The organism is Pseudoxanthomonas taiwanensis (assembly GCF_010093135.1).
In the GTDB taxonomy this organism is placed as follows: domain Bacteria; phylum Pseudomonadota; class Gammaproteobacteria; order Xanthomonadales; family Xanthomonadaceae; genus Pseudoxanthomonas; species Pseudoxanthomonas taiwanensis.
The window spans coordinates 1-19,508 of record NZ_PDWK01000056.1 but is presented as its reverse complement, the minus strand read 5'-3'; the positions used below and the strand labels follow the sequence as shown (position 1 = coordinate 19,508).

18 protein-coding genes and 1 pseudogene are annotated in these 19,508 nt (G+C 64.8%); 12 read left to right on the top strand and 7 right to left on the bottom strand.

The genetic code is table 11. The annotated features are described in order from the left end of the window. Window positions 1–123 (bottom strand): annotated as a pseudogene (locus CR938_RS10845) (IS5/IS1182 family transposase); the annotation flags it as partial. Between the two features lie 164 nt (window positions 124–287). Between CR938_RS10845 and CR938_RS10840 the strand changes: the two are divergent. Genes CR938_RS10840 through CR938_RS10800 form a run of 9 tightly spaced genes read left to right on the top strand, consistent with a single transcriptional unit; the run spans window position 288 to window position 9,428 of the window. Continuing rightward, a complete protein-coding gene (locus CR938_RS10840) occupies window positions 288–1,712 on the top strand; it encodes an undecaprenyl-phosphate glucose phosphotransferase (protein WP_246191048.1) in 1,425 nt (474 codons plus the stop codon). Window positions 1,713–1,751: 39 nt separating this feature from the next. Further along, window positions 1,752–2,918: a nucleotide sugar dehydrogenase gene (locus tag CR938_RS10835; RefSeq protein ID WP_162125025.1), complete on the top strand. Its 1,167-nt coding sequence runs from the start codon at window positions 1,752–1,754 to the stop codon at window positions 2,916–2,918. Window positions 2,919–2,940: 22 nt separating this feature from the next. Further along, a complete protein-coding gene (locus CR938_RS10830; RefSeq protein ID WP_162125024.1) occupies window positions 2,941–4,206 on the top strand; it encodes a lipopolysaccharide biosynthesis protein in 1,266 nt (421 codons plus the stop codon). Beyond that, window positions 4,194–5,546 (top strand): hypothetical protein, encoded by a 1,353-nt coding sequence (locus tag CR938_RS10825; protein ID WP_162125023.1) that lies wholly within the window; start codon window positions 4,194–4,196, stop codon window positions 5,544–5,546. The genes CR938_RS10830 and CR938_RS10825 overlap by 13 nt, the downstream gene beginning before the upstream one ends. Beyond that, on the top strand, window positions 5,543–6,082 hold the full coding sequence (locus tag CR938_RS10820) for an acyltransferase (RefSeq protein ID WP_162125022.1): 540 nt from the start codon (window positions 5,543–5,545) through the stop codon (window positions 6,080–6,082). The genes CR938_RS10825 and CR938_RS10820 overlap by 4 nt, the downstream gene beginning before the upstream one ends. Beyond that, window positions 6,079–7,053: a glycosyltransferase gene (locus CR938_RS10815; protein WP_162125021.1), complete on the top strand. Its 975-nt coding sequence runs from the start codon at window positions 6,079–6,081 to the stop codon at window positions 7,051–7,053. Before CR938_RS10820 ends, CR938_RS10815 begins: the two co-directional genes overlap by 4 nt. Beyond that, on the top strand, window positions 7,046–7,504 hold the full coding sequence (locus CR938_RS10810) for a glycosyltransferase family protein (RefSeq protein ID WP_162125020.1): 459 nt from the start codon (window positions 7,046–7,048) through the stop codon (window positions 7,502–7,504). Before CR938_RS10815 ends, CR938_RS10810 begins: the two co-directional genes overlap by 8 nt. Next, window positions 7,501–7,992 (top strand): glycosyltransferase, encoded by a 492-nt coding sequence (locus CR938_RS10805; protein WP_162125019.1) that lies wholly within the window; start codon window positions 7,501–7,503, stop codon window positions 7,990–7,992. Before CR938_RS10810 ends, CR938_RS10805 begins: the two co-directional genes overlap by 4 nt. Before the next feature lie 32 nt (window positions 7,993–8,024). Further along, entirely contained in the window at window positions 8,025–9,428 is a 1,404-nt protein-coding gene (locus tag CR938_RS10800; RefSeq protein WP_162125026.1) for a mannose-1-phosphate guanylyltransferase/mannose-6-phosphate isomerase, read from the top strand. 214 nt (window positions 9,429–9,642) lie between these two features. On the opposite strand, the gene CR938_RS10795 is transcribed toward CR938_RS10800, so the two are convergent. The 3 genes from CR938_RS10795 to CR938_RS10785 all read right to left on the bottom strand — a co-directional run bounded on the left by CR938_RS10795 (window position 9,643) and on the right by CR938_RS10785 (window position 13,012). Continuing rightward, window positions 9,643–10,296: a phosphatase PAP2 family protein gene (locus tag CR938_RS10795; RefSeq protein ID WP_162125018.1), complete on the bottom strand. Its 654-nt coding sequence runs from the start codon at window positions 10,294–10,296 to the stop codon at window positions 9,643–9,645. Window positions 10,297–10,536: 240 nt separating this feature from the next. After that, window positions 10,537–12,264, bottom strand: coding sequence for a M28 family metallopeptidase (locus CR938_RS10790; RefSeq protein WP_162125017.1), 1,728 nt, complete (start codon window positions 12,262–12,264; stop codon window positions 10,537–10,539). An 82-nt stretch (window positions 12,265–12,346) separates the two neighbouring features. Next, window positions 12,347–13,012 (bottom strand): DUF4097 family beta strand repeat-containing protein, encoded by a 666-nt coding sequence (locus tag CR938_RS10785; protein WP_162125016.1) that lies wholly within the window; start codon window positions 13,010–13,012, stop codon window positions 12,347–12,349. 86 nt (window positions 13,013–13,098) lie between these two features. Between CR938_RS10785 and CR938_RS10780 the strand changes: the two genes are divergently transcribed. Together CR938_RS10780 and CR938_RS10775 are read left to right on the top strand one after the other, a co-directional pair. Continuing rightward, window positions 13,099–14,391 (top strand): murein hydrolase activator EnvC family protein, encoded by a 1,293-nt coding sequence (locus CR938_RS10780; protein WP_162125015.1) that lies wholly within the window; start codon window positions 13,099–13,101, stop codon window positions 14,389–14,391. A 66-nt stretch (window positions 14,392–14,457) separates the two neighbouring features. After that, window positions 14,458–15,801 carry a S41 family peptidase gene (locus CR938_RS10775; protein ID WP_162125014.1) on the top strand — a complete coding sequence of 448 codons (1,344 nt, stop codon included), beginning with the start codon at window positions 14,458–14,460 and terminating at the stop codon, window positions 15,799–15,801. Between the two features lie 15 nt (window positions 15,802–15,816). Here CR938_RS10775 and CR938_RS10770 read toward each other — a convergent pair whose 3' ends face one another. Continuing rightward, entirely contained in the window at window positions 15,817–16,140 is a 324-nt protein-coding gene (locus tag CR938_RS10770; RefSeq protein ID WP_162125013.1) for a DUF1820 family protein, read from the bottom strand. A 66-nt stretch (window positions 16,141–16,206) separates the two neighbouring features. Next, window positions 16,207–16,911, bottom strand: a complete 705-nt coding sequence (locus tag CR938_RS10765) for a rhomboid family intramembrane serine protease (RefSeq protein ID WP_162125012.1) — start codon at window positions 16,909–16,911, stop codon at window positions 16,207–16,209. 213 nt (window positions 16,912–17,124) lie between these two features. On the opposite strand from CR938_RS10765, the gene CR938_RS10760 reads away from it, so the two are divergent. Continuing rightward, window positions 17,125–18,570, top strand: coding sequence for an outer membrane protein transport protein (locus CR938_RS10760; protein WP_162125011.1), 1,446 nt, complete (start codon window positions 17,125–17,127; stop codon window positions 18,568–18,570). A gap of 61 nt (window positions 18,571–18,631) precedes the next feature. On the opposite strand, the gene CR938_RS10755 is transcribed toward CR938_RS10760, so the two are convergent. Then, on the bottom strand, window positions 18,632–19,508 hold an 877-nt coding region (locus tag CR938_RS10755; protein WP_162125010.1), incomplete at its 5' end, for an SMP-30/gluconolactonase/LRE family protein.

Here is a 19,508-nt window from a genome sequence, read left to right as displayed (position 1 = left end):
CGGCTCGATCAGACCCAGCAGCGCCTGCCACGGCACCACCTGCTCCATCTCCGCCAAAAACACCTCGCGCCGCGTGCGCTTGCGGCTCCCCAGACCCTCGGCATCACCGAACGACAGCTGCATCGCACTCACCCCGATCACGGTGAGGCATTGTCGCGCAATCGGGCGGAGTTGTTCAGACCTTCCCTAAGGACTTGCAAGACTTGATGCTGCAATGCAACATCAAGTCTCCCCAACCGGCGCCTGCCGGCAACGCACATGGATGAAGGGGAAATACCATGCTGCTCATGCCAATCAGGTCGGAAACCAGTGCCCCACCTCGGACGGCGAGCAAGTTCACGGCCGCCATCGGTGCGCTGATACGAATCGCGGACCCGCTGATCCTCGTCGGCGGCGCGCTGCTGGCGTACCGCATCCGCTTCGGCACCTGGCACTTGCAGAAGGACTACGTCAGCCTGGTGGTGATCACCACGCTGTTCGGCCTGCTGATCTTCGGGTCCTCCTCCCTCTACCGCAGCTGGCGCGGCCGCGGCCTTGGCGCCGAGCTGATGCACCTGGGGCTGTGCTGGCTGCTGATCTGCACCGGGGTTCTGTTCTACACGACCCTGATCCAGATGATCGGCGAACTGTCGCGGCTGTGGCTTGGCGCCTGGTTCGGCCTGAGCCTGGCCGGCGCCGCCTCCATCCGCATCGTGTTGCGCGGCTGCGCCTCGTGGGCCCGTGCACGCGGCATGGACCTGCGTACCGCCGTGATCGTGGGTGGCAACCCGGATGCACAGCGCATCGTCGACACGCTGCACCGCAATCCCTGGATGGGCATCAAGGTTGTCGGCTGGTTTGCTACCAGCGCCGACCGCTGCGCATTGCATGGCATCCGCCCCATGGGCCGGGTGGACCGGCTGGCCGCCTTCGTGGAGGCCCGGCACATCGACCAGGTCTGGATTGCCCTGCCCATGCGCGAGCAGGACCAGATCGCCTACGTGTTGCGGCAGCTGGATTTCTCCACCGCGGACATCAAGCTGCTGCCCGACCTGTTCGGCCTGCAGCTGCTGAACCATTCGGTGGAGCAGATTGGCGGCCTGCCGGTACTCAACCTGCGCTCCAGCCCCCTGGATGGCCCGGCCCATCTGGTCAAGGCCACCATGGACAAGGTGCTGGCCTCCCTGATCCTGCTGATGATCTCGCCGCTGATGATCGCGATTGCCATCGGCGTGAAGCTCAGCTCGCCCGGACCGGTGTTCTTCCGCCAGCTGCGCCACGGCCTGGGCGGCAAGCCCATCGAGGTGTGGAAGTTCCGCAGCATGCGGGTGCACCAGGAGGAAGACGGCAAGGTCACCCAGGCGCGCAAGAATGATTCCCGCGTGACGCCGTTCGGCGCCTTCCTGCGCCGAACCAGCCTGGACGAACTTCCGCAGTTCATCAACGTGTTGCAGGGCTCGATGTCCATCGTCGGCCCGCGCCCGCACGCCATCGCCCATAACGAGCAGTACAAGACCCTGGTCGATCGCTATATGCAGCGCCATCGGGTCAAGCCCGGCATCACCGGCTGGGCCCAGGTCAACGGCCTGCGCGGGGAAACCGATACCGTCGAGAAGATGGCACGCCGCGTGGAGTACGACCTGTACTACATGCAGAACTGGTCACCCTGGTTCGATCTGCGCATCATCCTGATGACCGTGTTCAAGGGCTTTGTGAACAAGAACGCGTACTGAGCCGACGACGGGCTCACGGAGTACAAAACGGAGCATCCAATGAAGATTGCTGTTGCCGGCGCGGGCTATGTCGGCTTATCCAACGCTGTCCTGCTCGCGCAAAACCACAGTGTGGTCGCCTTGGATATCGATCCGAAGCGCGTTGAACTGATCAACGCCCGCAAGTCGCCAATCGAGGACCGGGAGATCGAGGACTACCTCGCCAATCGTCCGCTCGACCTGAAGGCAACCCTGGACAAGCAGGAAGCGTACGCTGGCGCCGATTTCGTCGTCATCGCCACACCCACGGACTACGATCCCCAGACCAACTACTTCAATACCTCCTCGGTGGAGTCCGTCATCCGGGACGTAAAGGAGATAAACCCCGCGGCGGTGATGGTAATTAAGTCTACCGTCCCGGTGGGATATACGCGCCGCGTCCGAGCGGCCCTGGACATTGAGAATGTAATCTTCTCGCCAGAGTTCCTGCGAGAGGGGCGTGCACTATACGACAATCTCCATCCGAGCCGCATTGTGGTGGGCGAGCGCTCCGAGCGCGCCCAGCGATTTGCCGCCCTGCTGCAGGAAGGGGCCATCGACAAGGACGTGCCGGTGCTGTTCACCGACGCGACAGAGGCAGAGGCGATCAAGCTGTTCGCCAATACCTACCTAGCCATGCGCGTGGCCTACTTCAACGAGCTGGACACCTATGCCTGTACACACGGTCTGGATACGCGCCAGATCATCGACGGCGTATGCCTAGATCCGCGCATCGGCAACCACTACAACAACCCCAGCTTCGGCTACGGCGGCTATTGCCTGCCGAAGGACACCAAGCAGCTGCTCGCCAACTACAACCAGATTCCCCAAAACCTAATCCAAGCGATCGTCGAATCGAATCGTACGCGCAAAGACTTCATTGCCGACCAGATAATCGCACGTAATCCGCGCGTGGTCGGCATCTACCGATTGGTCATGAAGGCAGGATCCGACAACTTCCGTGCCTCCGCTATCCAGGGAGTCATGAAACGGATAAAGGCCAAGGGCATCGAGGTCATCGTGTATGAGCCTGTGCTCAAGGAAGCTGATTTCTACCGTTCTCGCGTGGTCAACAACTTGACCGAGTTCAAGCACCTGTCCGATGTGATCGTGGCAAACCGCATCACCGACGACATCCGCGATGTCGCCCACCGCGTCTACAGCCGAGATCTATTCGGTTTAGGCTGAGCCGATAACCAAGGGAAAGCGCATGGGTCTCCGTAGAATCCTCGAGAGAACGCGGCTCCGAGGCGAAACCACGAGGCATACAGCCTTAGTTGTGGCAGCAAACGCCTCGCGTCTTACTGCGCAGGCTCTGTATTTCGTAGCATTAGCCCGGTCTATCGGCCCCCACAACTTCTCATACTTCTCTTCGGCGTTCGCTCTGGCCGTGATTCTCGCCCCTTTTATCGGGTGCGGCAGCGGGTCGTTGATAATCAGGAATTGCTCCCGGAATCCCTCCCTACTTCCTAGCTATTATGGAAATGCAATCACCCTAACGGGAATTACATTCGTAATAGCCATCCCAGTTTACTGCCTAATTATCAACTCGAGCATTGGAGAGAGCGGCTGGCCCATAGCTCTATCTGTCTTACTATGTGAGCTTGGGATAACGAAAATACAGGAAATTACTGCTCAGGCTTTTCAGTCGCAGACCAAAATAGTAACCATAGCCTGGAACACCATAATCACCTCGGCATTCAGATTGATAGCCGGTGCGACAGGACTAGCTTTTGCGAATGAGAACATATCGGCATGGCTCTTACTTTATATATCAAGCGCCTTCATTCCATGCGCGTTGATTACAACTCTGTTCCTAAAAAGACACGGAGTTAAATTCTCGTTGTTCACGCGAGAGATAGGTGAAGGCCTCAAGTTTTCTATCGGCATATCGTCTCAAGGTGTCTATAACGACGCGGATAAGCTAATCATTCCTCGCTATGAGTCGGCGGCCATCGCAGGCAACTACGCAGCAGCGTATAAAGTTGTGGACGTAGCGTTCTCACCAATTCGCGCACTTCTAACTGTCACATACCCAAAATTCTTCGTCGCAGGCGCATCTGGAATCACAAGCACCCTAGACTTGGCCCGGAGATACTTGCCCGCCACGCTGGGCCTGGGACTACTTGGCTCTGCGGGATTGTACATCTGCGCCGGACTCGCCACAGTAATTCTTGGCGAAGGGTATGCTGAAACTTCCCTGGTTCTCAAAGCCCTCTGCGTCATTCCCACTCTTCGAGCACTGCATTTTCTACTCGCGGACGCACTCACGGGCGCAAACTATCAAGGAGTGAGGAGTTTCATTCAGGTTAGCATCGCAGCGCTTAATATCGGCCTGAATTTCATTCTTATCCCCAGAATGGGCTGGCTTGGCGCAGCAATCACATCCGTAGTCTGTGACGTCCTGTTGTGTATCACGCTTTACATCGCAGCCGTCAAGTTGAAGAAGCGAGATAGCGCAAGATGTATCACTTAAAGGATCCACGTATTCTCGGACTGCCCACGCTAGCCTCGGCATTGGTTGCGCTTGGCATAGTTTTCTCGTCGAGCAATCAGACACTCATTTCGCTGATCGGTTCGTTGATTGCCCTAGTGCCGATCTTCCTCCTTGCATATATCCTGTATCCGACCATCGTACGTGTGGCCAGGAAGCCACATATTGCTTACATCGCGATCTTAAGCTTGTACTACATCTCCGGCCTGCTCCCGATTACTACATATCGGGGTTATATTGACATTCAGCAGTGGGTAATCGTTCTCATAACGGCCATAGTGTCTTTCTGCGCCGGATCGTTGGGAGGTAACCGACTCGGAACTAATGGTGGCGCGTCAACGCATTCTTATAGGAAGTGGTTTGGCACGTTAGTCCTGGTCGCGTCGTCACTATCAGCGCTTTACATCGTGGCGAGCTTCGGACTGGTCTTCTTTAACCCAGAAGCCCGTTTCAATATTCCGGCAAAGCTCTCCTATGTCGTCGAGTTTTCCATACCGGTAGTGATATCCAATTTTGCGTATCAAATTACCCAGAGGAAACGGCTTGCGCCAAGCATGTTTGCGCTCCCGATCTGCACGCTCGCCATGTTGTTCACGTTGGGATATCGAAACCAGCCAATACTTCTAGTTATGGGGATACTTTTTGCTCTATTTATGTCCACTCGCGAAACCGCGCGGTTCGCACGGTACCGCCTTGGCTTTGCGTTGATGCTGCCCGTTTTCCTTTTTCTGTTTGGCTACTCCTATTTAGTAAGGACTAATAATTCTGTCGGCCGAACCCTTAGCTGGGAAGAGACGATCAGAGAGTTCCAGGTGGTGCTCCCCGAATTTTCTCTTCCTTATATTCCGCTGCACCTCGCCGCTCGCGAAGGAATGGGTGTAGCGGAAGCCTCGCTTGAAAGAGCTGACGAAATATCCGAGCACGTTAGCAAGCCGCTCTTCTTTTTCTCAGACTTCCTTACTCTTCTGCCGGGCTACTCTCTTACGTCCGGCCGCGTCTTAGGAATGGTGGTGAACGGGAGAGAGGACTCTTCCCTCACGCCCTCCATATTGGGGGGGCTTTACATTAGCTACGGGAAGACTGGCGTTGCGATTTTCTTTGCAATCGCCGGATTAATAATGGCGCGCCTCGCGAAAGCTTATTCACTACATCGAGACCCGAGAATACTAGCCATCCTTTCCATATTCTTTGTATACATGCTCGAGTTAATGAATCGAGGCATATTCAAGCCCATGTATGTTTTCGTGCTTATTATCGCCGCGCTATTGTTCAAAAGGTCGCCCTCTAAGAACCGCACTGCAGACAGGACGCCCAAGCTATGAGCTATAGACTTACGGCCAAGAAACTTCTCCTCGAGGCGGCCAATCTGGCTGTCACTATTTGTTTTTTTTTCGAGCTCAGGCGACTTCTGATCTCACTCATATTCGGTGTAGTAGGAAGGGGCACCACTGTCCACGGCCATGTAAGACTGTTTGATTTCGGCAATCTATCAATAGGAAATTGCTGCACGGTCAATAGATATTGTTACTTGGATAACCGGGGCGGCATAGATATCGGGAATAACGTCAATATTTCTCACGATTGCCGGATCTATACAATGGGGCATGACATAAATGACCCATATGCGCGCACTATTTCCGGTCGGGTAGTGATTGGCGACAACGCTTGGCTCTTTCCTGGCGTGCGGATCATGCCAGGGGTCACGATTGGCGAGGGCGCAGTGATTTATCCGGGCAGCCTGGTAACAAGGGACGTCCCTCCGTTTGCGATCATGGCCGGTGTTCCAGCCCGCCAAGTTGGCGTAAGAAATGGGGAAATTTTGTATTCCGCATCATTCCCGGTACATTTTTCAGTATGAGAATCAACAAGCTGATGGTCGCATGGGTTGGATATCAACGCCGTGCAGAAGCAATGCGTAGCTTCTGGGAGTACGAAATCGTCTATTTCCCAAAAGCCTTTAGAAATAAAGCCCTCCTGCCTCTTGATTATCTATGGAGGCTCTTCCTGACGGCAACGACGGTCATTCGTCACAGGCCTAGTGAACTATGGATACAGGCACCTCCGAGTTTTCTAATCTACCTCGCAGTTATTTATAAAAAAGCGAATAAAAGGGCCAGAGTCCTGGCGGATATTCATAACAGCTTCCTAAGGAAGAAGTGGTCGACCATGCCTCTCCTACCTTGGTGCCTTTCACAGTTGGACGCGATCGTTGTACATAACAATCACGTCAAGAAGAGCTATGAAGATACTTTTGGCAGCTCGACGAATGTCTTTGTGCTCGAAGACCGCGCTATAGAGGTTGGCAGCCCAGCTAGAAGATCAAATCAGGATGAGTCAGTACTTTTTCCTTGCTCCTTCGACGAAGATGAGCCGATTGATATAGTCCTTGCCGCAGCCAAGTCGCTGCCGACCGTTCGCTTCTTCATAACCGGACGGCCGAAGTCTGGGTACGTGCGCAAGCTCGCAGCCTCCGCTCCCCCGAATGTGGTCTTCACTGGCTTCATTTCTATTGAGGAGTTTGACTCACTGCTGGAGCGAGCGAGTCTCGTTTTGGGGCTTACGACGCGTCCGGATGTTCAGCTCAGCGCGGCGAATGAGGCCGTTAGCTATGGCAAGGCCATGGTCCTTTCTGATACTCCCACTCTTAGAGAACTGTTTCCCGGCGCCCGCTTCGTTGAGTCCACGGATCCGGACTCTATAAGGGCCGGGATCGCTGACGCGCTGCAGCGAACAGACCATTTTGAAGAGGCTTCTCGCTCCACTCTCGCTGTCAAAGCCGCGCGGTGGCGAGCTCAGGCGGAGAGGCTGGGGAGAGTTCTATATGAATAAGCGGATCCTCCTCATTTGTTCAAGTGGCGGTCATATGGTGCAACTGAAGCGACTGCTTCCTGCCACAGCCGATAAGGGATCACTTTATTTGGCCGCAGTAGGTGCACATAATCTTGGCGCTGAGGCTCAATTTGAGGGAATTTTTGATATTCCCGATTTTAATCGGCAAAGCGTATTTAGGGCTTTTCGGGGCTCGTTTGCTGTAACGCGTGCAGTGATGAAGGTTCGGCCTACCCATGTGATCTCCACCGGGGCCGCGCCAGGAATTATTGGAATAGCAGTAGCTCGCCTTATGGGCGCGCGGACGCTATGGGTAGACAGCATCGCGAACACACGCAGGCTCTCCATGTCTGGCCGGTTTGCACTGTTATTCTCGACGCATGTCTTTACTCAATGGCCGGACCTTGCGGCTGCTGATGGAAGACCAAGTTACAAGGGTCGCTTAATATGAGTAAGATTTTTTTTTCTGCCGGGACGCAAGCCCCTTTCCCACGACTGTGCGGCCATCTGGCGGACTGGCTACGCCATCACCCGCGGCACGAGTCTTTCTTCCAAGTCGGCCCGAATGGCATCGTTCCGGAGGGATTTACTGGTGCGCAGCTCGTCAGCGTTGACGAGTTCCAAATCCACATGGAGGAAGCAGACGTAATCGTTTCTCATGCCGGCATGGGAAACATCATCTCTGCGCTGGAGCTTGGCACCCCCTTGGTGATAATGCCGCGCATGTCAGCGCTAGGCGAGCACGTCAATGATCACCAGATTGATACCGCATCTGAGGTTTCACAGGTACCAGGAATATTTCTTTGCGAAACCCCCGCTGATTTCAGCCGCTGCATGGAACGGGCGCTTTCCTATAGTCCTGAAAAACCGGAACTTTCAACGAAGCGTCGGGCTGAGCTTGTTGAAGCGGTTTCCGACTTCTTGCTCGACAAAATTTAATTTGTCTTTCCAACCTATTCTTGTCTGAACAAATGCCAATGATTCCAGTAATTCTCTCCGGTGGCTCTGGTACGCGTCTTTGGCCTCTTTCTCGCGAGGCATATCCAAAGCAGTTCCTCGCTCTGGTGGGCAACAGCAGTCTTTTGCAGGCGACCTGGCAGCGCGTAGCACCGCTCGTTAGTGGCCGCCCTATCGTGGTCGCCAACAACGAGCACCGCTTCATGGTGGCCGAGCAGCTGCGTGAGGCCGGCTGCACGCCGGCGGCGATCCTGCTAGAGCCGGTCGGTCGCAATACCGCCCCGGCCATTGCCGTGGCTGCGCTGCAGGCCGGTGCCAATGGCGAAGATCCGCTGCTGCTGGTCCTTCCCTCGGATCATGTGATCACGGATGCGGCCGCGTTCCGCGCTGCGGTGTCCGAGGCGGCTGCGGCGGCCGAAGCGGGCAAGCTGGTGACCTTCGGGATCGTTCCGACTGGCCCGGAGACCGGCTACGGCTACATCAAGGCCAGCGCCGGCCAGGGCGTGCGCGCCGTCGAGCGCTTCGTCGAGAAGCCCGATGCGGCCACCGCCCAAGGCTACGTCGCCTCCGGCGAGTACTTCTGGAACAGCGGCATGTTCCTGTTCAAGGCGTCGCGCTACCTGGAGGAACTCGGCCGCCACCAGCCGGCGATCCTTGCCGCCTGCCGCGCCGCTTTCGAAGGCGCGCGCCGCGACCAGGATTTCGTGCGCCTGGACAAGGAAGCCTTCGCCGCCTGCCCGTCCGACTCGATCGACTACGCGGTGATGGAAAAGACCGCAGATGCGGCGGTGCTGCCGATCTCGGTGGGCTGGAACGACGTGGGCAGCTGGTCGGCGTTGTGGGAAGTGGCCGAACAGGACGGCAACGGCAACGCCCACCACGGCGACGTGGTCGCGCTGGACTGCCGCAACACCCTGGCTTGGGGCGACGGACGTTTGGTGGCGATGATCGGCTTGGAGGATGTGGTCGTGGTGGACACCGACGACTCGGTGCTGGTGGCGCACAAGGACCACGTGCAGGACGTGAAGACCGTCGTGGCCCAGCTGAAGGCCGCCGGGCGGTCGGAGCCGACTTTGCACCGCAAGGTCTATCGACCGTGGGGCGCGTACGACTCCATCGACATGGGCGACCGCCACCAGGTCAAGCGCATCACCGTGAAGCCGGGTGCGGCGCTGAGTCTGCAGATGCACCACCACCGTGCCGAACACTGGATCGTGGTCAGCGGAACCGCCGAGGTCACCCGCGGCGAGGAGGTGCTGCTGCTGTCGGAGAACCAGAGCACCTACATCCCGCTGGGCGTGACCCACCGCCTGCGCAACCCGGGCAAGGTGCCGCTGGAGCTGATCGAGGTGCAGTCCGGCAGCTACCTGGGGGAGGACGATATCGTCCGCTTCGAGGATGTGTACGGGCGCGGCTGATGGACGGCATAGCAGCAGCGGCTTATGCCACCTGATTCCGATGGGGGGATGATGAGCGGCGAGGTGTGCCCCTCAGTCGCTTTGGCGAAGCGGCGGAATAGCAGATCCCCAGTGCTACCGCCCCGAAGCACGCGCCACACAGCACGCCGGCAACGAACATCAGCATGTTGTATCCCCCTGGGTGTTCTTGCGGACCTCCCCGCGGGGCCTATCCTCACATGTGTAGGCCGCGTGAAGTAGTGGTAACGGTCACAAGTCGCCACTTCTTTCGGCTATAGGGACGCTCGGTGCCGGCGGGGGCGGTGCCGATTTTTTTGAACCACTTCTCACTGGAGAATGCGACCACGCGGTCCGGGGGCAGTACGACCGAGACGCCGATGGCGAAGACGACCGCCGGCAGGAAGGTGCCGTGCAGGCTCCGCCGCCACATGGCGCGCAGGCCCAGGGCGGCGCCCAGGCCGCCAAGCAGCAGGCCGGCGATGACCTCGGAGACGGGGTGCGCGCCCAGGGGGATGCGCGAGTAGCCGATCAGTCCAGCGAAGGCAGTGCCGGCGAGCGCGGCGGTGGCGCGCCAGCCGGGACGGTCCTGGGGCGCCAGCAGCATCAGCACCACCGGCCACACTGCCAGTGACAGGGCGGTGTGGCCGCTGAAGCAGGTCAGGTCCCAGGCGCGGACGCCGGTGCCCCAGCCATAGAAGGCGATCTTGCTGGCGGCGACCAGCAGGCAGACGCCGGCGACCGCGGCCCACCAGCGCAGCACGGCGCGGGTCGCGCTGCGGTCGCGCAGGACCACGGCCGCGCCGGCCAGCAGGACCAGCGGGACCAGGTAGATGGCGCTGCCGGGGGCGACCAGCCATTGCCACTTCATTCGGCGCCTCCTTGCCGGGATTCCTGTCGATGCCACTTGCTTATGTGCACCTGCAGCATCGCATGCGCGACGGGGCATCCGGTAGGCGTTCGCGGGCGCCTGTTCACCTGCACGTTGGGGGACGGGCGCGTGCCGTCTCCAGCGGCGGACGGATTCCGTTACAATGCGCGACCGCGCCTTGGCCCGTCGGCCTGGAGCGCGGTCCGCTTCGTCATTGCGTGCTCGCCGTCCGGATGGCGGTCAGTGTCCGGCGTGCGCGGCGGCGCCGTCCTTGTCGGCCATCATCCGGTCGCGGGCGGCCTTGAACGGGTTGCCCTCGTACCAGTTCGGCCAGCGGTCGCCGGCGGCCAGCTCGCGGCCCACGGCGTACAGCGCCTCCAGGTCCTCGACCACGCCGTCCAGCTTCCACCAGGCCGGATCGAACTCGTCGCCCGGCTGGTGGTAGCGCTTGGCGCCGTACTCCTGGGCGAAGGCCTTGCCGGCTGCGGTGCCGCCCTCGAGCAGGTCGTCGCCGCCCTTGGCGTACAGCGCCGGCACGCCGGCCTTGGCAAAGTTGAAGTGGTCGGAGCGGAAATAGAAGCCGCTCTGCACCGAGGCCTCGCCCTCCAGCCGGCGGCCCTGGGCGCGGGCGATCGGCGCCAGCATGTCCTCCAGCTCGGAGCTGCCGAAACCGGTGACCACCAGGTTGCGCGAGCGGCCGGCCACGGACATGGCATCCAGGTTGATCACGCCGGCGATCTTGTCCAGCGGGAAGGTCGGATGGGCCACATAGTACCTGGAGCCGAGCAGGCCGGACTCCTCGAGCGTCACCGCCAGGAACACCACCGAGCGCTCCGGGCGCGGCTCCTGGGCGGCGAAGGCCTCGGCGATCTCGAGGATGCCGGCCACACCGCTGGCGTTGTCCACCGCGCCGTTGTAGATGGTGTCGCCCTCGCCCTCGTGCTTGCCCAGGTGGTCCCAGTGGGCCATGTACACCACGGCCTCGTCGGCGCGGCTGCTGCCCGGCAGCACGCCGATCACGTTGCGCGAGGTCTTCTGGGTGATGGTGCTGTTGAGCTCGACCGACAGCCGGGCCTTCAGCGGCACCGGCTTGAAGCCCGGCCTGCTGGCAGCGCGGTAGGCCTCGTCCAGGTCCAGGCCGGCGTCGGCGAACAGCTTGCGCGCGGCCTCGGCGGTGATCCAGCCCTGGATGGGCAGGCGCGGATCGGGATCGTCGCTGGGCGGCAGGTCGTACTGGGCGCCGGACCAGGAATTGCGCACCACTTCCCAGCCGTAGCTGGCGCCCGGGGTGTCGTGGACGATCAGCGCGGCGGCGGCGCCCTTGCGCGCGGCCTCCTCGAACTTGTAGGTCCAACGGCCGTAGTAGGTCATCTTCCTGCCGTCGAACAGCGTCTCATCGCCGGTGTGGAAGCCCGGGTCGTTGACGAACATGACCACGGTCTTGCCGGTCCAGTCCTGGCCGGCGTAGTCGTTCCAGCCGCGCTCGGGCGCGTCCACGCCGTAGCCGACGAAGACCATCTCGCTGCCCTCGATCTTCACCTGCGGCTGGCCGGTGCGGGTGCCGACCACCATGTCGGTGCCGAAGGCCAGCTCGGTGCGCCTGCCGTCCGACTCCAGTACCAGGCGGGTGGAGGGATCGGCCGTGGTCTCGACCATCGGCACGTCCTGGAAGTAGCTGTCGCCGTTGCCCGGCTGCAGGCCGATGCGCTGCATCTGCGCGCGGATGTACTCGACCGTGCGCTCCTCGCCCGGCGAGCCGGGTGCGCGGCCCTCGAACTCGTCCGAGGCCAGGGTCTTCACCAGTTCGGCGAAGTCGTCCGCGTCGATGGCCGGCTGGAACGGGTGGTTGGATACGGGCACCGGCGCGGAAGCCGGCGTGGGAGCGTTGGCGGTGGTGTCCTCGCCGGCCTGGCGGCCGCAGGCGGCCAGGGCGAGGACGGCGATGCCGATCAGGGACTTGCGGAACATCGGAACTCCGGTGTGGCCGTCGGTGTCCCGATTCTAAGCACGCCGGCGCGCCGGCGGAGTACCGGCGCGCCCGGGCGCGTGCTCAGGGACGCGGCGCGGTGTCGCCGTCGAAGACCACCGGCTCGGCACCGCTCACCGGCCCGATGCGGGCGGTGCGGTGCACGTACAGGTCCACCTCGCGGCGGAAGTCCAGCGGGCCTTCCACCACCGCGCGCGGGCCGATGACGATGCGCTGCCGGCGCTTGGGCGTGACCTGGAACCAGCCGGTGGAGCGCTGGACCGTGATGCCGCCACGGACGTGCGAGTCCACGCCCACGGTGATGTCGCCGTTGACCGTCTCGATGTTGCCGGCCACCTCGGTGGCGACCAGGCCGATGGCGCCGTTGACGGTCTCCACGCTGCCGCCGACCACGCTGCCGCGGTCCACGAACACCCCGCCGTTGACGGTCTCGATGCCGCCGCGGGTGCGCACGTTGCGGCCCAGGCGGATGGCGCCGTTGACGGTCTCCACGCTGTCCACCTGGGAACCCTGGCCGATGGTGATGCTGCCGTTGACGGTGCTGACGTCTTCGGCCTGGACGTTCTCGCCCACGCGGATGCTGCCGTTGACCGTCTCCAGGTCGCCGTAGGTCTGGCCGGCCGCGGCCTCGATGCTGCCGTTGACCTTGCTGATGTCGTCGGCGGCGGGGAGCGCCGGAGCCGCCACGGCCAGGGCGAGGGCAAGGGCAAGGCGATGGATGCGGGACATGGGCGTTCTCCTGGATGCCGGGAACCGACGCCAGCATACGACCACGCTTGGCTACAATCCGCACCTGTCTGAAGTCACTGGGATCCATGGGCGTGCCCCCACCCCGCGTGCAGCCACCGCCCAGGAAGCACGCGCCGCGACGGGCCGGAGCGGCGGTCCTGCGCGCGCTGCTGTGCGCCCTGGCCCTGGCCATCGGCGTCCCCGCGGCGCCGGCGCAGGACCGGCGCGACCCGGCCACGACCGAGCGCGAGCTGCGCAGGATACGCGCCGAGCTGCAGGAGATCGCCCGCGAGCGCCGCCGCCTGGAGGGTCAGCGCGGCGACGCGGCCCGGCGCCTGCGCGAGGCCGACGAGCGGCTGGGACGGCGGGCGCGGGAGCTGGCCCGCACCGAGGAGGCGCTGCAGCGCGAACAGCAGGCCCTGGCCGGGCTGCAGCAGCGCCGCGCGGAGCTGGAGCGCGAGCGCGACGCCCGCCGCGAGCGCCTGGCGCGGCTGCTGCGCGCCTCCTACGCGCTGGGCTCGCATGCCCCGCTGAAGCTGCTGCTGTCGCAGGACCGGGTGGCCGACGCGCAGCGGGTGCTGGCCTACTACCGCTACGCCCCGCGCGCCCATGCCCGCCACATCGCCGAACTGGCGGAGTCGCTGCAGGCGCTGGAGGCGACCGGGGCCGAGATCGCCGAGCGCACCCGCACCCTGGAAGCGCTGCGCGCCGGGCAGGCCGCGCAGCTGGCCGAGCTGCAGCGCGAGCGCGGCCGGCGTGCGGCGCTGGTCGGCGAGCTGGACCAGCGCTACCAGGACCGCCAGCAGAAGGAGAAGGCGCTGGGCCAGGACGCGCGCGCGCTGGAACGCCTGCTGGCGCAGCTGCGCGCCGCCGCGGCGAAGGCCGAGGCCGAGCGCCGCGCCGCCGCCCGCCGGGCCGAGGAGGGGGCGCGCCAGCAGGGCAGCAGGGCGCCGGGGAAGGTGCCGCCGAAGGTGGCCACCAGCGCGCCGCCGCCGCGCGTGGGCGGGCTGGGCTGGCCGGCCAGCGGCGAGCTGCTGGCGCGCTTCGGCGGTCGCCTGCCCGACGGGCGCACCAGCAACGGCGTGCTGATCGGCGCCCCGGCCGGCAGCCCGGTCACCGCGGTGGCCGACGGCACGGTGGTGTTCTCCGAGTGGATGACCGGCTACGGCCTGATCCTGATCATCGACCACGGCAACGGCTACATGAGCCTGTACGCGCACAACGACGCGCTGCTGCGCGATGCCGGCGAGCGCGTGCGCCGCGGCGACCAGGTGGCGCGGGTCGGCACCTCCGGCGGCCACGGCCGCCCGGCGCTGTACTTCGAGCTGCGCCACAACGGCCGCCCGGTCGATCCGTCGGCCTGGCTGCAGCGGCGGTGAACGGGAATTTGCCCCGCCATCGCGCATAATCGGCGGGCGCGCATGGGCGCGCTTCCGGAGCCTTCGATGCGTCGTTCCCGCCACGTCCTGCTGCTGCTGACGTTCCTGCTGCCGGCCGCCCCGCTGGCGGCGCAGGAGACCGTGCCCGCCCGGGAGGACGCGCAGGCGCCGGTGCCGGCCAGCGACGACCCCGACGCGGCCGACGCCTCGGCCTCGAAGGTGCCGCTGGCCGAGATCCGCCGCTACGTGGCGGTGTACAAGGCCATCAAGGACGCCTACGTCGATCCGGTGGACGACCGCACCCTGATGCAGGCGGCCATCCGCGGCCTGCTGCTGGACCTGGACCCGCACAGCGCCTACCTGGACAAGGCCGCCGCCGAGGCCTTCGACGAGCAGACCACCGGCGCCTACGACGGCATCGGCGTGGAGCTGCTGCAGGAGGACAACGTGCTGAAGGTGGTGGCGCCGATCGACGGTACCCCGGCCGCGCGCGCCGGCCTGCAGCCGGGCGATTCCATCATCGCCATCGACGGCCGCCCGATCGCCCAGGTCGAGGGCATGGAGCCGCTGCGCGGCGCCCCGGGCACGTCGGTGACCATCACCGTGATGCGCCCCGGCCGCGACCAGCCGTTCGACGTGACCCTGGTGCGCGAGACCATCCGCGTGACCAGCGTGCGCAGCCGCATGCTCGAGCCGGGCTATGGTTACGTGCGCATCAGCACCTTCCAGGCCGACACCGGCACCGACTTCCGCAAGCACCTGGAGGAGCTGCAGGCGCGCGCCGGCGGCCGCCTGCGCGGCCTGGTGCTGGATCTGCGCAGCAACCCCGGCGGCCTGCTGACCGCGGCGGTGCAGGTGGCCGACGAGCCCCTCGACCGCGGCGCCATCGTCAGCACCCGCGGCCGCCTGCCCAGCCCCGACACCCGCTTCGCCGCCACCCCGGGCGACCGCCTGCAGGGCGCGCCGGTGGTGGTGCTGGTGGATGCCGGTTCGGCCAGCGCCGCCGAGGTGCTGGCCGGCGCGCTGCGCGACAACGGCCGCGCGCGGCTGGGCGGCAGCCGCCCCTTCGGCAAGGGCTCGGTGCAGACCGTGCTGCCGCTGGACAACGGCGACTCGGTCAAGCTGACCACGGCGCGCTACTACACGCCCAGCGGGCGCTCGATCCAGGCCAGCGGCATCGTCCCGGACGTAGAGCTGCAGCCCGAGCGCAGCGCCTCGGAGGCCGGCGACGTGCCGCCGCGCCGGCTGGAACTGAGCGAGGCCGTCCTCCCCGGCCACCTGCAGGGCGAGGAGGAGAGCGAGGAATACACCCCGGGCGTGGCCCTGCCGGGCGACGGACCGATCAACGCGGCGCTGGCCGAGCTGAAGAAGCTGGTGGCGGGCGCGCCGGCGCGGCCGGCCGCGCGCTGAGCACGGCGCGCCGGATCAGCGCGTCGGCTTGGCCGGAAGCGGGAAGGGCGTGACCACCTTCTCGCCGGTGGCGGCGTCGCGGATGGCCGACTGGCCCTTCCGTTCCACTTCCTCCACGCGCAGCACGCCCTGCATCGGCAGGTGCAGCATGCGGGTGTTGCCGAACTCGTCGCGCAGGCGCTCCTCGGTGGGATCCACCACCAGGCCCTCGTGCACGTCGAACACCAGCTCGCCCACCTCGACGAAGCCCCACAGCGAGCTGCTGGACACGTGCCGGGCGTAGAGCTCGTAAACCTTGCCGTGGTTGAGGAAGGTGACCTTGTACAGCGGTTTGGCCATGGAGCGGGTGGAACCTCTTGGCGGACAGCCGCAGGATGGGGCGTCCCCGGCCGGATTCCAAGGGGCTCAGTAGCCCTTCTGCCGGCGCAGCCGGCGGGCGATGCCGGTGCGCACGGCCAGGGCGAACACCACGCCGAACAGGAAGCCGGCCACGTGCGCGGCCCAGGCCACCGCGCCGAAGGCCGGGCCGATGTACATGAACACCACCTGCAGCGCGGCCCAGATGCCGATCAGCAAGTAGGCCGGGGCGCGCACGAACTCCAGGAACAGGCCCAGCGGCAGCACCACGCCCAGCCAGGCGCCGGGGAACAGCGCCAGGTAGGCGCCGATCACCGCCGAGACCGCGCCGCTGGCGCCGATCACCGCCTGGTCCGGGCTGCCCAGGGTGGTGACCGCGGCCAGGTTGGCCATGGCCCCGCCGCACAGGAACAGGAACAGGAACCGCCACGGCCCCATGGCCCGCTCCGCGGGCAGGCCGAAGATCAGCAGGAACACCAGGTTGCCCAGCAGATGGGCCCAGTCGGCGTGCAGGAACAGGGCGGTGAACAGGCGCAATACGCTGCCGTCCTGCAGCGCCGCGATCCATGCGCCCCAGGATGGATCGCCGCTGCCCAGGCCCCGGCCCAGCGCGCCCCAGGCCAGCCACAGGCTGCGCCGTGCCTCGTCCGGACGCCCCAGCATCCACAGGAACGCCAGCCACAGCGCAGCGAACAACAGCGGCGCCGCCCAGCGCGGCGGAGGTTTGCGGCGGGAGGGGAGCGAAACGAACATGCGCGCAACTATCGCCCATCAGCGGCCAGCGTGTCCGCTGCAGTGCGGCATGTTTTGCGGCAGTGCAGCGTTATTTCGGGTTAAAGGCGTGCTTATATTTCAGTACGGCGTCGTATGTCGGGAGGGGATCCGACGGCGCAGCGCCCACCAGGGGCCCCTTGGCGGACGCTCTGGATCACACAAACACCACGCTATCGGAGAGAGGCATCAGCTATGCATTCCCAGATCAACCGCTTCACCGCCCTGGCCTTCGGCGTCGCCGCCGCGCTGGCCTGTGGCCATGTCCATGCCGCCGCGTTCCAGTTGAAGGAGAACAGCGCCAAGGGCCTGGGCCGGGCCTTCGCCGGCTCCGCCAGCGCCTGGGGGGATGCCTCGGTCATCGCCACCAATCCGGCCTCCATGCGCCTGCTCGACGGCCGCCAGTTCCAGGCCGACCTCAGCGCCATCAGCTTCTCGGCCGAGATCAAGGACTACACCGCCCGCTACGGCAGCCTGGCCGGCCCGGGCACCGGCGGCCCCATCTCCGGTGGTGACGGCGGCGACGCCGGCATGATCGCCCCGGTGCCGGCGGCCTACTTCCACGTGCCGTTCGGCGAGAACGAGAACATGCACTTCGGCATGTCGCTGACCGTGCCGTTCGGCTTCAAGACCGAGTACGACGCCGACTGGGTCGGCCGCTACCACGGCATCAAGACCGACCTGAAGGCGATCGACCTGGGCGCCTCGTTCTCGTACGACATCAACCCGTACCTGTCGTTCGGCGCCAGCGTGTTCGTCGAGCGCCTGACCATCGAGCTGAGCACCGCCATCGACTTCGGCGCGGCCATCAACGGCGCGGCCGCGCAGCAGGCCGCCGCCGAGGCCCTGCGCGTGGGCGCCACCCCGGCCATGGCCGCCCAGGCCGCCCAGAACATGTCCCTGCAGATGGCGCGGATGGGCTTCTACCCGGGCAGCGCCGACGGCCGCATGGTCATCTCCGGCGACAACAACGCCGTCGGCTATGTGCTGGGCCTGACCGCCAGCCCGACCGAGAACACCAACATCGCCCTGAGCTACCGCTCCAAGGTCGAGCACAAGATCACCGGCGGCGACGCCGAGTTCGACGTGCCGGCCAACGCCGCGGCGTTCCTGGCGCAGACCGCGCCGGGCCAGTACGTGGACACCTCCGGCCGTGCCACCGTGACCCTGCCGGCCTCGGCCGTGCTCAGCGTCACCCACAAGGTCAACGACCGCTGGACGGTGATGGGCGACGTGGCCCGCACCGCCTGGGCCTCGGCCTTCGACCGCGTGGTGGTGGACTTAGCCTCCAACCAGGACGACGCGGTGCTGGAGTTCTCGTACAACGACACCACCTTCGCCTCGCTGGGCGCCGAGTACCGCCTGTCCGACACCGTGACCCTGCGCGGCGGCGTGGCCTACGACGAGACGCCGACCAGCTACGCCCACCGCGACGTGCGCGTGCCGGACGTGACCCGCAAGTGGCTGTCCTTCGGCATCGGCTGGACCCCGAAGGCCAACGTCGAATACAACTTCGGCTACACCCACCTGTTCACCAACGAGCCGGCGATCAGCCTGGTCTCGCCGACCAACAGCACCCTGCAGGGCAAGTACGACGTGGGTGGCGACATCCTGGCCGCCTCGATCAACTACAAGTTCTGATCCTGGCGCACCACGCGGTACCGGAAGGCCCCCGCTCCGCGGGGGCCTTCCTTTTGCGCGCTCAGTAGGGCAGGCCGGCTACGTCCAGCTCGACCGACCACAGCGCGCCGGCGCCGGTCAGGTACAGCGTGCGGCGCCGCGGCCCGCCGAAGGCGGCGTTGGTGATGTTGGCGTCCACCGCGATGGTGGCCAGCTCCTCGCCCTGCGGCGAGATGACCCGCACGCGGCGGCGCGCGTGCTCGGTCAGGTAGATGTTGCCCAGGCAGTCCACCGCCAGCCCGTCCGGCCCCTCGGCGCGGACCAGGTCGCGGCCCGGGCCGGCGCGACCGTCCGCGTCCAGCGGGTAGGCGCGCAGCACGCCGTCGTCGCCGCCGCCGGCCACGTAGAGGGTGCGGCCGTCGGGCGAGAGGGCGATACCGTTGGGGTTGGCGAGGGTGTCGTCCACCACCTCCACGCGGCCGTCGGTGCCCACCCGGTACACGCGCGTGGCCGGCTGCCCGCCGGGCGCGGCCTCGCGCTGGTAGTCCGGGTCGGTGAACCAGATCGTGCCGTCGGCGCCCAGCACCAGGTCGTTGGGCGAGTTGAACGGCTGGCCCCCGTACTCGCCGACGATGCGCATGCGCGAGCCGTCCACCAGGTCGTAACGCGCCAGCTCCTTGAGGTCGTGGGTGGCGGCCACCAGCGCGCCGTCGCTGCCCAGGGCCAGGCCGTTGCTGCCGCTGTCCTCGATCACCGTCTCGACGCGGCCGTCGGCGGCCAGGCGCAGGATGCGCGAGGGAAAGCCCGGATCGAAGGTGAAGTGGGAGAAGTACAGCGCCTCCCCGGTCCACACCGGGCCCTCGTACAGGCCGCGGCTGCCGTCGGCGTCGGCGGCGGCGATGCGGGTGGCGGCCAGCTCGCCGCGCGGCGCGGTGCCCGGGTCGGCCGGGCAGTGGGGA

Bases quoted from the DNA above. Each gene is read 5' to 3' on its own strand.
- CR938_RS10820 (WP_162125022.1), top strand. From the start codon at position 5,543: ATGAGCTATAGACTTACGGCCAAGAAACTTCTCCTCGAGGCGGCCAAT.
- CR938_RS10785 (WP_162125016.1), bottom strand. From the start codon at position 13,012: ATGTCCCGCATCCATCGCCTTGCCCTTGCCCTCGCCCTGGCCGTGGCG.
- CR938_RS10835 (WP_162125025.1), top strand. From the start codon at position 1,752: ATGAAGATTGCTGTTGCCGGCGCGGGCTATGTCGGCTTATCCAACGCT.
- CR938_RS10780 (WP_162125015.1), top strand. From the start codon at position 13,099: ATGGGCGTGCCCCCACCCCGCGTGCAGCCACCGCCCAGGAAGCACGCG.
- CR938_RS10760 (WP_162125011.1), top strand. From the start codon at position 17,125: ATGCATTCCCAGATCAACCGCTTCACCGCCCTGGCCTTCGGCGTCGCC.
- CR938_RS10800 (WP_162125026.1), top strand. From the start codon at position 8,025: ATGCCAATGATTCCAGTAATTCTCTCCGGTGGCTCTGGTACGCGTCTT.
- CR938_RS10825 (WP_162125023.1), top strand. From the start codon at position 4,194: ATGTATCACTTAAAGGATCCACGTATTCTCGGACTGCCCACGCTAGCC.
- CR938_RS10765 (WP_162125012.1), bottom strand. From the start codon at position 16,911: ATGTTCGTTTCGCTCCCCTCCCGCCGCAAACCTCCGCCGCGCTGGGCG.
- CR938_RS10810 (WP_162125020.1), top strand. From the start codon at position 7,046: ATGAATAAGCGGATCCTCCTCATTTGTTCAAGTGGCGGTCATATGGTG.
- CR938_RS10830 (WP_162125024.1), top strand. From the start codon at position 2,941: ATGGGTCTCCGTAGAATCCTCGAGAGAACGCGGCTCCGAGGCGAAACC.
- CR938_RS10775 (WP_162125014.1), top strand. From the start codon at position 14,458: ATGCGTCGTTCCCGCCACGTCCTGCTGCTGCTGACGTTCCTGCTGCCG.
- CR938_RS10815 (WP_162125021.1), top strand. From the start codon at position 6,079: ATGAGAATCAACAAGCTGATGGTCGCATGGGTTGGATATCAACGCCGT.
- CR938_RS10790 (WP_162125017.1), bottom strand. From the start codon at position 12,264: ATGTTCCGCAAGTCCCTGATCGGCATCGCCGTCCTCGCCCTGGCCGCC.
- CR938_RS10840 (WP_246191048.1), top strand. From the start codon at position 288: ATGCCAATCAGGTCGGAAACCAGTGCCCCACCTCGGACGGCGAGCAAG.
- CR938_RS10805 (WP_162125019.1), top strand. From the start codon at position 7,501: ATGAGTAAGATTTTTTTTTCTGCCGGGACGCAAGCCCCTTTCCCACGA.
- CR938_RS10795 (WP_162125018.1), bottom strand. From the start codon at position 10,296: ATGAAGTGGCAATGGCTGGTCGCCCCCGGCAGCGCCATCTACCTGGTC.
- CR938_RS10770 (WP_162125013.1), bottom strand. From the start codon at position 16,140: ATGGCCAAACCGCTGTACAAGGTCACCTTCCTCAACCACGGCAAGGTT.